Below are 12,031 nucleotides of genomic sequence, written 5' to 3' on the forward strand. Positions count from 1 at the left end.
ACAGTGGGGGTAAGGATAAAGCGGTTCAGTAACCGAAGATACTAGGATAGAGTGCCACGTGTTACAGAAAAAGCCAACTCTTAGGAGTCGGCTTTTTCTGTAAAGTGTTAGTAGGCTTAGGCTACCAGCTGCTCAATGAGCATAATCATGATGTGAATGGCTTTGATGTGGATTTCCTGAATCCGGTCGGCGTAGCCGCTGTGTGGGGCCCGGATTTCCACGTCGCTGATACCGGCCAGCTGGCCCCCGTCTTTGCCGGTGAGGCTAACCACCCGCATGCCCGCGGCTTTGGCGGCCTCGGCGGCCAGCAGCACGTTGGGCGAGTTGCCGCTGGTGCTGATGGCCAGGAGCAAGTCGCCGGGGCGGCCTAGGGCCTGCACGTAGCGGCTGAATACATGGTCGTAGCCGAAATCATTGGCTACGCAGCTCATGTGAGAAGCTTCCGTGAGCGGAATGGCGGCCAGCGCAGGGCGGTTCTGGCGGTAGCGGCCGGTGAGCTCCTCGGCAAAATGCTGCGCATCGCAGAGCGAGCCGCCGTTGCCGCAGGTCAGGATTTTGCCGCCGGCGCGCAGGGAATCCGCCATAAGGCGGGCGGCCTGCTCAATGGCTTGCAGATTGGCCGGATCGGCCAGAAAACGGTCGAGAACGGTGCGGGCTTCCGTCAGCTCGGCCCGGATGAGGTCAGTAAGGGATTCAGTCACGGTGCAAAACTACCGCACTGGCCGCTCATCTACATCAGGTGAGGCCGGGGGAATGATAGAATTTGGCTGCTGCAGGGGCGCGTTAGGTAGGCTGGGGTCTTCCTGAGGAAAAACCGGCCGGGTAGCTTCCGGCACGGGAGTAGTTGTTGGCGAAGGCGTATACACCGTTTCGGGATACGTAGTAGTGCCCGTGACCACTCCAGGCCGCTGCTGAAACTCCCGCTCGCGCAGCTCCATCTGCTGGTCGTAGAGGCGGGCTTTCAACTCGTTGATTTTGCCTTCGTGCTGGGAGATATTACGGCGCAGCATGGTGCTGTCCAGGTTCTCAACCAGCAGTTGCACGGCCAGCAGCACGGCGGCTACAATAAACAGCACCCAATAAAAGGTGCTCATATCGGTACCCAGACCAAAGGCGCCGGCTACGGCGTCGCGGGTGGCGGGGCTTAAAATAAAGAGCAGCGCCAGGAGCAGATACACCATAACCAGGATGGTGACGAGGCGTTTGAGAGCAAGCATGGGAGAGAGGCTTAGAGAGTACAAAACGAATAGCACCGGCCCACGGCAGTGGCTTGGCGAATTAAATATAGGAGATATCTAATTACGGCGCGGTGAGCCCGGCTGCCCGTCTAAACGCAAAGTCCCGGTTCCGCGTTGGCTTAGGCTAACGCCACGTTGGTTTGCATCTGGCTCAGGCGCTGGTAAAGGCCGCCGCGCTGCAGCAATTCATCGTGGGTGCCGCGCTCCACAATGCGGCCGTGCTGCAGCACTACAATCTCATCGGCGTGCTGCACGGTGCTCAGGCGGTGGGCAATAACCAGGGAAGTGCGGTTCTGCATCAGGCGCATCAGCGCTTCCTGCACCAGCTTTTCACTCTCGGTATCGAGGGCGGAAGTAGCTTCATCCAGAATGAGAATAGGTGGGTTGCGCAGCACGGCGCGTGCAATGCTCAGGCGCTGCCGCTGCCCGCCCGAAAGCCGCGTGCCCCGGTCGCCGATGATGGTCTGGTAGCCTTCCGGGGTGCTCATAATGAACTCGTGAGCATTGGCAATGCGGGCGGCATTCATCACTTCCTCTTCGGTGGCCTGGGTCTGGTTGAAGCGGATGTTGTTGAAGATGGTATCGTTAAACAGGATGCTTTCCTGGGTTACAATGCCCATCTGGTCGCGCACGGAGTGAATGGTGCAGTCGCGCACATCGTGGCCATCAATCAGGAGTTGCCCGCCGGTGGGGTCGTAAAAGCGGGGCAGTAGATCGGCCAGGGTTGATTTGCCACCGCCCGAGGGGCCCACCAGCGCCACCGTTTTGCCTTTCGGAATAATGAGGTTGATGTCCTGCAAAACGGGCTGGTCGCCGTAGGTGAACTGCAGGTTGCGCAGCTCGATTTCCTTCTCAAAAGCGGGCAGCAACTGCGCATCGGCCTTGTCCCGAATCACCGGCTCCGTATCAATAATGCTCAGCACCCGCTCGCCGGCCACCAGGCCGCGCTGAATGTTGCCAAACGCCGACGACAGCGCTTTGGCCGGCGTGAGTACCTGCGAAAACAGCACGATATAGGTGATGAACGATTCGCCTTCCAGATCGGAATTGCCACCCAGAATGAGGGTGCCGCCAAAGTAAATCAGGCCGGCTACTACCAGCACCCCGGCAAACTCGGAGAAGGGGGAAGCGAGGTCCCGGGTGTTATCAATGCGGCGCGAGGTTTTGGCGTACAGGTCGTTCTGCTGCTCAAACTTGTCCTTGATGTAGTCCTGGGCATTGAAGGCCTTAATCACGCGGATGCCGCCCAGCGTCTCATCAATCACAGAAAGCATGGAGCCCAGCGTGCTCTGGCTGGTTTTGGCCTGAGAGCGGAGCCGCTTGGCCAGGCTGGCAATAATTCCCCCGGAAATGGGCAGCAGCACCAGCGTAAACAGCGTGAGCTTAAACGACATGTAAAACAGCACCGCGAAGAAGGCCACAATAGTCAGTGGGTCCCGAATGACGGCCGTGAGGGTATTCACCACGGAGCCTTCCACTTCCTGCACGTCGTTGGTAAAGCGCGACATCAAATCACCCTTGCGGCCGGTGGCGAAGTAGCCCAGCTGCAGCTGAATGACGCGGTGGTAGAGCGCCCGGCGCATGTTGCGGATAACGCGGGCCCGCACCCGGGCCACCAGCCGCAAGCTCAGATACCGGAATACGTTGCTAAAAAACACCGATACCACCAGCACCAGGCACACAAACAGCAGGGCACCCATCTTGCCCTGCGTGGCAATAACGTGCGCGAAGAAGTAGTTGAAGGTGCTGGTAACGTAATCGAGAGAAGGGGCGAAGCCGGGGAGGTGGTCCGGCGCATTCATCTGCACCTTGCCCGTCTTGTCAAACAGCACTTTCAGCAAGGGAATAATCAGCGCAAAGTTGCCAATGCTGAAAATGATGCCCAGGATGGTGTAGAGAAAGTAGAAGGGCAGAAAATCGGCGTAGGGCCGCGCGTACTGCAGAATGCGGAGGTAGGTCTTCATGGAGGCTGCAAAGGTAACCCCCGGATTCCGATTGCAGACGGGCTGCTTTGCGCTGCCGGCGCTACTCCGCGTTGAACACGGCTACCACCTCAATCTGCCCCAGAATATGCTGGTTGAACTCGGCCAGCTCTTCGGCCGGTACCCACAGCTCGTCGTGCTCGGGCCGCCCACGTTCTGCACCGGGAAGGTGGCGGCGTAATCCGCATCCACGGCAAAGCGCAGCACGTAGCCGATGCCGTAGTAGGACACGTTCCAGTCGCGGGCAATCTGGCTGGCGTAGGCCTCATGCAGCACCGGGTAGAAGTAGGGCTGCTCGGGCAAGCGCGGTGGAAAAGCCAGCCAGTTGGCGGCGGCTATTAAATCCAGCTCCTGCTGATTGACCGGCCGGAAAAGCAGCAGGGCGGCGGGGTCGTGGCGCATAAACGGAAAGAGGACTGCGGCTTAAAACTCGTGCACGCGCTGGGCAATGTTCCAGCGGAGCGAAAGGGCCGAATAGGCTTCCGTGCCTGCCAACGGGGTAGCAATCTGGGAAGTCTGGTGGCGTACTATCTGCGTGGCATCAATAAAGAGGTTGTGCCGCAGCTGGTAGGTTGCCGTCAGGTCGCCGTGAAACAGGTGAGTGGTGTTGCCCTGGCCCACGCGGTTACCATATTCCTGCACGCGGGTGGTGTAGGGCAGTAGCACGTTGCCACCGTAGTTAATAGGAATAGGCGTGTAAGGCGGAAAATCGGGGCTGATGGTGGTGTTCAGGCCCTGCTCCGAGAAAAAGCCCTTGCCTACCAGCATCAGACGCGGCAGCGGCTGGTAGCTCACTATCCCCAAAATTTCCCAGAGGTTAGCCCCCATGGGGTGCGCCAGCGGCTGGTTGTAGTGCTGGTAGTTGCGGAACTTGTCTTCGTGCTCGTAGGTGTAAGGGCGGATGTAGTTGAACTCCGCCTGCAGATCCAGATTGCGGATGCCCACGGCATCAAAGTACTTCGCGCCTAGCTGAAAGGCCTGCTTATTGGCCCACCAGCCATTGCCGGAACGCACCTGACTTACCACAAACTCATCCAGCATCAGCTGGCCGTAGAGCTGGGCCGTGTGGGCAATATTCCACTTGAAATCCATGCCCAGCAAAGCGTTATCCTGGGAGCCGATTTGCTGCTCTACGCTGCGGTAAAAGATGATGGGGTTCAGGTACTGCAGCTCAAAACGGCCCTTGCCCCGGGAAAATACTACCGACTCAAACACCCCCACATTGAAGTTAGGGGTGATGTCGAAACTGAGGTGGTGCTGAGCAAAGTACTTCTTCTGATAGATGGTATCGGCGTTGGCCTTGTCGGCCGTCATTTCTGCAAACAGGTTCTGGTAGTTGAACTTCCAGATGCGCGTGTTCAGCTTCAGAAAGAAGTATGGCGCGGCGTAATCGGAGAGAATCAGGGAGCGGTACCCGTTGCCGATAATGTTCCGGTCGTGGCCCAGCTGCACGTTAATGTGCTTGGTAGCCGCATAGGTAATGTAGCCGCGCGCTGAGAGGAAGTCATACTGGCCGGGCTTGGTTTTGAACGGCTTCCAATAGCCTTCGTGCGGCACAATATTGTCGCGCACAATGCGCTGGCGCACGTATTCCGGCACGGCCATCTGGTTATCGGCCAGGAAGGTGTAAAAGCCCAGCTTCTCATCAATAGTGCCCTCCACCTGCACGCCGCGGGTATTAAGGAAGCGAATTCCGTCGCTATCCGTGTCCTTGCCCAGCTGCACGCCTATCACCGGGTTGATGCGCAGCGTAAAGTCGGGGTTGTTTACCGAAAACAGGTCGGACTGCCGGCGGTAGAAATGGGTGAGCAGGGGGCGGGCGCTTTCGTTTACTGCGGCGGCCTGAGTGGAATAGTTCCAGTTGTCGCGCAGCAGGTAGCGCAGGTTAAACCGGTCGGCACGGGAGAGGCCGGCGGCAGAGTCGCGCAGCATCTGCTCGGCCAGGCGGGCCACCATAGCCCGCGGGTAGGGCCGCACGGCCGTGTGCAGCTCCTGCAACGAATCGGCGCCGGACTTGGCCGCGTAGCGGTCAATCAGGCGGTAAATATCAGCGTCAAGCGGTACGTAGGTGGTACCCTGGAGCGTGCGCGAGGCGGGTGCCTGTACTGGCTGGGGCGGCGGGACGGCTGCCGGCTGCGCCACAGGCTGGGCTGCCGGAGCCGCTGAGGCAGGAGTAGGGGCGGCCACTTCTTTGGCCTTGCGTGGCGCCTCTATAGGCTGGTTGTATATCCGCCAGGGCGAGGTGGTAGCCGTATCAGTAGGCGCGCTTGTGGGGGCAGTGGAGAGGGTATCCTGAGCAATGGCAGGGCCCGCCAGCAGCGTCCCGGTAGCGAGCAAAAGCAGGAGAGGTCGTATCATACAGAAGTAGACAGCGCTGCCGACGCGGCAGCCAATGGCGCAAACCTACGCAGTTACGCGAAAGGAGTTGGTTTTTCTCCCGATTACCCCATTTGCTTGGCCGTGGTGTGGCATATTGCGTACTCTTTTGAGCTATACCAACGGCCTTATTCCTTGTCGCTCCGCTATCTGCCTCATGCCCAACTAGACCTGTCTGCCTGGGATACCTGCGTGGCGGCTGCCACGGAGCCGGTGCCGTACGCCTACTCCTGGTGGCTGGCGGCTACCGCTGGCCGTTGGGATGCCGTGGTGGAGATAGATGAGACCAGCGGAGCGTACCTCTCGGTATTCCCGTTGCCCATTAAGCGCCGGCCGTGGGGCCGGGAAGTATACCAGCCGCCCTTCACCCAGCAGCTGGGTTTGCTCACGACAGCCGGTAGCCGCCAGCGGAATGTGCTGGATTATCTTACCCTGATAAAAGGCCGGTTTGCCCGCTTTTACCTGCAACTGCATACCGGGCAGGAGCTTGCCAGCGCCCCGGCAGGCTTTCAGCTCAAAGAGCGTTACACCTATCAGCTGAGTCTAGCCCCGCACTACCCGGCGCTGCTGGCCGGTTTTGAAGCCGACTACCGGCGGCGCCTGCGCCGCAACCAGGAGCAGCCGCAGCCACTGGCGGTTACTTCCGCAGCCGCGGCCGATGAGCTGATTACTCTCTTTCAAACTGAAGCCACCGGAGCCGCCGCGGGCCTCAAGCCCCAGGAATACGAGCGACTAAAAAAGCTGCTCGGAGCCTTAAAAACCCGTGGCCTGGGACAGGTGCTGGAGGTGCGGGCGCCGCAGTCCGGCGCGTTGCTGGCCGGCGCCGTCTTCGTTACGCACCCGCACCGCCTGATTTACTTGTTCGCAGCCGCCTCCGCGGCGGGGCGGCAGGCAGGTGCCCCGCTGCTGCTGCTCAACTACATAATACAGCACCATGCCGGCACCCGGGGCTTGCTCCTCGATTTCGAAGGCGGCATGATACCGTCTATTGCCCGATTTTTCGCCAACTTCGGTGCCGCAGCGGTGCCGTATGCTGCCCTCACCCAAACCCGAAACCCCTGGTATCTCTCATGGCTGATGCGCTGAATCCTACGTCTGCCCCCGATCTGAATCGTGTACATGTAGTATGTGCCGAGCCCTCGGTGGCCAACCATTTTCTGGCTGAGCTTCGTGATGTAGACGTGCAGCGCGACTCCCTACGCTTCCGCCGCAACCTGCAGCGCTTGGGCGAAATCATGGCCTACCGCATCAGCTCCCAGCTCAGCTACACCACCAAAACGGTGCGCACGCCCCTGGGCCAGTCCAGCAGCATGCACCTGCACGATTTTCCGGTGCTGGCTACCGTGCTGCGCGCGGGTCTGCCGTTCCACCAGGGTTTTCTAAACTACTTTGATCAATCCCCATCGGCCTTTGCCGCGGCCTACCGCATTGAGGGTACCTCACAAGTACAGGTGCAGGTAGACTACCTCACGGCCCCCAGCCTGGATGAGCGGGTGCTGATTCTGGCCGACCCCATGCTGGCCTCCGGCAAATCCCTGGTGCAAACGTACCGGGCCATGCTGCGCTTTGGCACCCCCCGGCAGGTGCACATTGCCGCCGTTATTGCCAGCCCGGAAGGCGTAGCCTACGTCACCCGCGAAATTCCGGAAGCCACGCTGTGGGTAGCGGCTATTGATGAAGGGCTGAATGAGCAGGCCTACATTGTGCCCGGCCTGGGCGATGCCGGCGACCTTTCCTACGGCAGTAAGCTGTAAGGAAAATCGGCTGGAAGTCTGGCGCAGGCAGTGCCCTACGCCACCATCATCTGTTTATACATCGGTCACAATCAGATGATCTGCCGGAACTATTCCGGCAGGCTCAACCTGTTATCTTTAGTTGACGCTAGAATAGCTCGCTATTTCCATTCTCCGCTCCGAAAACAACCGTGGTACCACACGTTCTAAAATACGCTTCTGTTTTCCTGCTTAGCATGGTAAAATTTTTCGGTGGCCCCGTAGCGGGGGTAGCTGCCGGCGTGCCGTACATGGCCACCGTGGGGCTCACCGTAGCCGGCATGATGTCCAGCGTTATCCTGATTTCGAGCCTGGGCAAGGCCTGGGCCCTGCACCAGCGCCGGAAAAGAATTAAGAACCGTAAGCCGTTGTTTTCCAAACGCTCCCGGCGCATCGTTATGATCTATTCCCGCTTTGGAATGGGTGGCATTGCGTTTCTCACACCTATTCTGTTCAGCCCCATTGGCGGTACCGTTATTGCCACGCAGCTACACGTGCCTCGCTTTAAAATTATGCTGCATATGCTGTGGAGCGCTGTTTTTTGGGGATTCCTGTTCACCACGCTGGCCGTTAGGTTCAGCCACCTGGCTATCTTTCAGCATTAGCAGGTTTCCTTTCATAGAAAAAGCCGCTCCGGATATCCGGAGCGGCTTTTTCTATGGCTTTTAATCTTACTTCCGGCGCTTGGCCCGGGCCATGGCCGCTTTGGCGGCTTTCACGGCGGGCTTGGAGGCCGTCTTTTTAGACGGGTTGGCTTTGTTGCCTTTCTGGCTGCGGTTGGGCCCTTCCTGATAGGTTTTGCCGGTGCGCTTGTCTATGGTTACGCCGGGCTTCACATACTCTTTGCGCTCATGGAAGGCACCCTGGAAGGAGGGGTCCTCACGGCGGCGGCGCTCATCTATCTCCCGGTCCATGCCCTGTTGCTCATCGAACTGGGTTTCCATCACCTTCACCTCCGGCGGCAGCGGTAGCAGCGGAATTTTCTGGTTGATGAGCTCCTCAATGCGGCCCATGTGGTGCATCTCGGCCTGGTTGGCAAAGGTAATAGCGGCCCCCGTGTGCTGCGCCCGGCCGGTGCGCCCAATGCGGTGCACGTAGTCATCATACACCAGCGGCACATCAAAGTTAATAACGTGGCTTACCTGGGGCACGTCGATGCCGCGGGCGGCTACATCGGTAGCTACCAGAAAGCGGATTTCCCCGGCCTTAAAGGCTTCCATGGCGTTGATGCGCACGTTCTGTCCTTTGTTGCCATGAATGGCGCGCACCTCGCCGTGGGCTTTGCGCTTCAGGAAGCTGGCCACATTTTCGGCGTGCTCCTTGGTGCGGGTAAAAATCATGACGCGGTGGAAAGCGTCCCAGTCCAGAAACAGGTATTCCAGCAGGTTAATCTTGGTGAGCAGGTTGGGCACCTCATACAAGGACTGCGTCACATTCTGGGCCGAGGTGGCGGCGGGGGTTACCTCCACCCGCACCGGGAATTCCAGGAATTCCTCGCTGAGCACCGATACTTTATCGGGCATGGTGGCAGAGAACAGCACATTCTGGCGCTTGCTTGGAATTACCTCCAGAATGCGGCGGATCTGGGGCATAAAGCCCATATCCATCATTTTGTCGGCCTCATCCAGCACCAGGGTCTTAATATCCTTTAGCACCAGGTTGCCTTTCAGGTACAGCTCCATGAGGCGGCCGGGCGTGGCAATCAGAATGTCTACGCCCTTGGCAATGGTTTCAATCTGGGTTTTGGGACCCAGACCGCCGTAAATGGCGAATATGCGCAGGTCGGTGTGCACGGCCATCTTGCGTAGGTGGCTTTCAAGCTGCATGGCCAGCTCGCGGGTAGGGGCCAGAATCAGGGCCCTTGGGTTTACGCCTTGCGCATACTTCACCTTCATGAGCAGCGGCAGGCCGAAGGCGGCGGTTTTGCCGGTGCCGGTCTGGGCAATGCCTAGCACGTCGTGGCCCGCCAGCAGCAGCGGAATGGTTTGCTCCTGCACGGGCGTAGGGTGCTCAAAGCCTGCTTCGGCCACGGCCGTGAGCAATTGCTTGTTGAGCTTGAAATCGGCAAACGCTGCCGGCTGGGGCGAATCAGACATAATCTTATGATGCTTTTGAAGCTGCAAAGGTACGGGGAATACCGGCGGAAAGAGTCACAGAGGGTCAGCTTACTACGAATTGAGAGGCATCGTGCCAGAAAAAAATCTGCCTAGAATGCTTGTAATTTCCTCCCTCAACACTACTTTTGTCACTCCATTACCTACCTGGTAGATATAGCTCAGCTGGTTAGAGCGTCGGATTGTGATTCCGAAGGTCGTGGGTTCGAGCCCCATTATTTACCCCAATGGAAGTCCCCGGAGAGAAATTTCCGGGGACTTTTTTGTTGATTGAAGCGTTGCTCCGGCAAGGCATTTTTGCAGACCTCACTTTAGACCCTCTCCTTATGAGTCTGGTTGTTATCGGCTCCGTAGCGTTCGACGCGCTGGAAACCCCCTTCGGCAAAACCGACAAGATTATTGGCGGCGCGGCTACTTATATCTCCCTGTCGGCGTCCTACTCGCTGAAGCCCGTGAAACTGGTAGCCGTAGTCGGCGACGACTTTCCGCAGTCGGATATCAGCCTGCTGGAAAAGCATGGAGTAGATACCGAAGGCCTGCAGATCAAAGAAGGAGAGAAGTCGTTCTTCTGGTCGGGTAAGTACGCTAACGACCTGAACTCGCGCGAGACGCTGGTAACGGAGCTGAACGTGCTGGCCGATTTCGACCCTATTATTCCGGACTCCTACCAGGACTGCAAATACCTGATGCTGGGCAACCTGGCCCCGCAGGTGCAGCGCCTCGTGATTCAGCGCCTCGTGAACCGCCCCAAGCTCATTGTGATGGACACCATGAACTTCTGGATGGACGTGGCCCTGGATGAGCTCATCAGCACCATTGAAATGGTAGACGTGCTCAGCATCAATGATGAAGAAGCCCGCCAGCTTTCCGGTGAGTATTCCCTGGTGAAGGCGGCCCGCAAAATCATGGAGATGGGCCCGAAATACCTCATCATTAAGAAAGGCGAGCATGGCGCGCTGCTCTTCCATAAAAAGCAGATTTTCTTTGCCCCGGCCCTGCCACTGGAAGAGGTGTTTGACCCCACCGGCGCCGGCGACACCTTCGCGGGTGGCTTTATCGGCTACCTGGCCGCTACCGACGACATCAGCTTCGATAATATGAAGCGCGCCGTCATTCATGGTTCGGCCATGGCCTCGTTCTGCGTGGAGAAGTTTGGCACCGAGCGTTTGCTGCATCTCACAGATAAAGAAGTGGAAGCCCGCGAGCAGCAGTTTGCCGATCTGGTGAGCGTGATGCCCGTGGCTACGGTGTAACTAGAATTACCGGGCTGAGGAATCAGCCAACGGAAAACTCTGACCGGTCTTTTTGGCACCGGTCAGAGTTTTTTTATGCCCTGATTTATGGCAACCTTTTACAAAGGGTACGGTAGAAGGAATAGTCATTCACTTTAACAGTCAGTGCCATGAATAAGAAAGAATCGGACCTCGCCAACCAGAAAACGTCGGTGAACCCCGCTGCCAATACCAAGAAGAAAAGCACCCAGGTTCAGAACCCTAACGTGAGCAACGTGTCTACGCACGGCAACACCACCGATGGGAACACCCAAGGGAAAGACCCTAACAAGAACGCCCACATCCGCAGCAACCCGCAAGGCAACAAGCCCATGTCGGTGGACGGCAACAGCAAAGTGGGAAAAGGCGGCGATTCGCGCCACTAATACCGGCTTATAGCCTTATCAAAAAAAGCCCCGTCAGTAATCATGACGGGGCTTTTTTATGTTTGATAATCTGCAAAAGCTACGGTACCACGGCCAGGCGCATCACGCGGGTGTCCACGTCGCCGTTATCAAAGTAATCCTGCCCGAACAGGATAGTGCGGTTATCGAGCCAGCGCGGTTGGCTGAGGCCCCACTCCGTTTGCCGCTGCCAGAGCAGGCGCAGCTGCTGGCCCTGTACTTCCCACACCTGCAGGCCACTGGGCTCGTAGCGGGCCAGTACATCGGAGTTGCCGCACACGAAATGATGACCGTCCGGAGATATTACCGGCGGGCTCCAGATTTTGGTGCGCCGACCCGTGTGCTGGCTTACCAGCATGTAGTAGCCGCCTTCGTACAAATGCACCGAAACCAGCCACTGACCAATGCTGGGCAGGGCAGCCACGTACTCGAAAGCAATATTGGTATCGTAGTCTTCGGCCGGGTTATCTGTGAGGCGCACGGTGGCCCCGCTGCGAGTGCGCAACAGCAGGTTGCGGCCCACGCGGCGTACTGCCGGGCCCGCCGTGCGCAGGCGGCGCTGCTCTTCCACGGATATATCCAGCTCGCCGTCATCTTCGGCGGCCGTGGCCGCGGCCAGCCAGGCCGGGGCGGGTAGGCGGTTGTAGACTGATGTGGGGGCTGGGTATAGCTTCAACACCCGGCCGCCTTCCAGCGTAAGGGTGTCCAGGTGGGCCCAGCGGTAGATGGGGCGGGGTTCCGCGCGCTTGAGAGAGGCGCCGCTTGGCTCAGGCTTGGCGTGCTCCTGCGGTTGTACCCGCAGGGAGCAGGCCGCCAGCATACTCAGCGCCAGCCCCGACGAAAGGATGCGTACAGATGGCATCATAGGATCAAG

12 protein-coding genes and 1 tRNA gene are annotated in these 12,031 nt (G+C 58.5%); 6 read left to right on the forward strand and 7 right to left on the reverse strand.

Going from position 1 to position 12,031, the window contains the following annotated elements:
* Positions 1 to 116 precede the first annotated feature (116 nt).
* The 5 genes from lpcA to PK28_RS04095 form a co-directional block, all read right to left on the reverse strand.
* Positions 117 to 701, reverse strand: a complete 585-nt coding sequence (gene lpcA / locus PK28_RS04075) for a D-sedoheptulose 7-phosphate isomerase (protein ID WP_044511691.1) — start codon at positions 699 to 701, stop codon at positions 117 to 119.
* A 9-nt stretch (positions 702 to 710) separates the two neighbouring features.
* Complete coding sequence (locus PK28_RS04080) at positions 711 to 1,217, reverse strand: hypothetical protein (protein ID WP_044511693.1); 507 nt, start codon at positions 1,215 to 1,217, stop codon at positions 711 to 713.
* Between the two features lie 140 nt (positions 1,218 to 1,357).
* Positions 1,358 to 3,202 (reverse strand): ABC transporter ATP-binding protein, encoded by a 1,845-nt coding sequence (locus PK28_RS04085; protein WP_044511696.1) that lies wholly within the window; start codon positions 3,200 to 3,202, stop codon positions 1,358 to 1,360.
* 81 nt (positions 3,203 to 3,283) lie between these two features.
* Entirely contained in the window at positions 3,284 to 3,622 is a 339-nt protein-coding gene (locus PK28_RS04090; protein ID WP_197070471.1) for a hypothetical protein, read from the reverse strand.
* A 21-nt stretch (positions 3,623 to 3,643) separates the two neighbouring features.
* Complete coding sequence (locus tag PK28_RS04095; RefSeq protein ID WP_082016949.1) at positions 3,644 to 5,578, reverse strand: hypothetical protein; 1,935 nt, start codon at positions 5,576 to 5,578, stop codon at positions 3,644 to 3,646.
* A 153-nt stretch (positions 5,579 to 5,731) separates the two neighbouring features.
* Between PK28_RS04095 and PK28_RS20075 the strand changes: the two genes are divergently transcribed.
* The 3 genes from PK28_RS20075 (at position 5,732) to PK28_RS04115 (ending at position 7,973) form a co-directional block, all read left to right on the forward strand.
* Entirely contained in the window at positions 5,732 to 6,682 is a 951-nt protein-coding gene (locus PK28_RS20075; protein WP_197070472.1) for a GNAT family N-acetyltransferase, read from the forward strand.
* Positions 6,667 to 7,350, forward strand: a complete 684-nt coding sequence (upp, locus tag PK28_RS04110; RefSeq protein WP_082016950.1) for a uracil phosphoribosyltransferase — start codon at positions 6,667 to 6,669, stop codon at positions 7,348 to 7,350. Before PK28_RS20075 ends, upp begins: the two co-directional genes overlap by 16 nt.
* Positions 7,351 to 7,565: 215 nt before the next feature.
* Positions 7,566 to 7,973 carry a hypothetical protein gene (locus tag PK28_RS04115; RefSeq protein WP_044511702.1) on the forward strand — a complete coding sequence of 136 codons (408 nt, stop codon included), beginning with the start codon at positions 7,566 to 7,568 and terminating at the stop codon, positions 7,971 to 7,973.
* Positions 7,974 to 8,039: 66 nt separating this feature from the next.
* Here PK28_RS04115 and PK28_RS04120 read toward each other — a convergent pair whose 3' ends face one another.
* Positions 8,040 to 9,464 carry a DEAD/DEAH box helicase gene (locus tag PK28_RS04120; RefSeq protein WP_044511705.1) on the reverse strand — a complete coding sequence of 475 codons (1,425 nt, stop codon included), beginning with the start codon at positions 9,462 to 9,464 and terminating at the stop codon, positions 8,040 to 8,042.
* 168 nt (positions 9,465 to 9,632) lie between these two features.
* Here PK28_RS04120 and PK28_RS04125 point away from each other — a divergent pair.
* From PK28_RS04125 to PK28_RS04135, 3 genes are all read left to right on the forward strand, one after another.
* Positions 9,633 to 9,709 (forward strand) — tRNA-His (locus PK28_RS04125).
* Positions 9,710 to 9,808: 99 nt separating this feature from the next.
* Positions 9,809 to 10,735, forward strand: a complete 927-nt coding sequence (locus PK28_RS04130) for a PfkB family carbohydrate kinase (RefSeq protein ID WP_044511708.1) — start codon at positions 9,809 to 9,811, stop codon at positions 10,733 to 10,735.
* A 149-nt stretch (positions 10,736 to 10,884) separates the two neighbouring features.
* On the forward strand, positions 10,885 to 11,139 hold the full coding sequence (locus tag PK28_RS04135; protein WP_044511711.1) for a hypothetical protein: 255 nt from the start codon (positions 10,885 to 10,887) through the stop codon (positions 11,137 to 11,139).
* A 79-nt stretch (positions 11,140 to 11,218) separates the two neighbouring features.
* Here PK28_RS04135 and PK28_RS04140 read toward each other — a convergent pair whose 3' ends face one another.
* The gene (locus PK28_RS04140) at positions 11,219 to 12,022 is read right to left on the reverse strand and encodes a hypothetical protein (RefSeq protein WP_156126232.1); all 804 of its coding nucleotides are present in this window, start codon (positions 12,020 to 12,022) and stop codon (positions 11,219 to 11,221) included.
* Positions 12,023 to 12,031: the final 9 nt, after the last annotated feature.

Source organism: Hymenobacter sp. DG25B, assembly GCF_000801315.1.
Classification (GTDB): Bacteria; Bacteroidota; Bacteroidia; order Cytophagales; family Hymenobacteraceae; genus Hymenobacter.

Bases quoted from the DNA above. Each gene is read 5' to 3' on its own strand.
- PK28_RS04080 (WP_044511693.1), bottom strand. From the start codon at position 1,217: ATGCTTGCTCTCAAACGCCTCGTCACCATCCTGGTTATGGTGTATCTG.
- PK28_RS04085 (WP_044511696.1), bottom strand. From the start codon at position 3,202: ATGAAGACCTACCTCCGCATTCTGCAGTACGCGCGGCCCTACGCCGAT.
- PK28_RS04090 (WP_197070471.1), bottom strand. From the start codon at position 3,622: ATGCGCCACGACCCCGCCGCCCTGCTGCTTTTCCGGCCGGTCAATCAG.
- PK28_RS04095 (WP_082016949.1), bottom strand. From the start codon at position 5,578: ATGATACGACCTCTCCTGCTTTTGCTCGCTACCGGGACGCTGCTGGCG.
- upp (WP_082016950.1), top strand. From the start codon at position 6,667: ATGGCTGATGCGCTGAATCCTACGTCTGCCCCCGATCTGAATCGTGTA.
- PK28_RS04115 (WP_044511702.1), top strand. From the start codon at position 7,566: ATGGTAAAATTTTTCGGTGGCCCCGTAGCGGGGGTAGCTGCCGGCGTG.
- PK28_RS04120 (WP_044511705.1), bottom strand. From the start codon at position 9,464: ATGTCTGATTCGCCCCAGCCGGCAGCGTTTGCCGATTTCAAGCTCAAC.
- PK28_RS04130 (WP_044511708.1), top strand. From the start codon at position 9,809: ATGAGTCTGGTTGTTATCGGCTCCGTAGCGTTCGACGCGCTGGAAACC.
- PK28_RS04135 (WP_044511711.1), top strand. From the start codon at position 10,885: ATGAATAAGAAAGAATCGGACCTCGCCAACCAGAAAACGTCGGTGAAC.
- PK28_RS04140 (WP_156126232.1), bottom strand. From the start codon at position 12,022: ATGATGCCATCTGTACGCATCCTTTCGTCGGGGCTGGCGCTGAGTATG.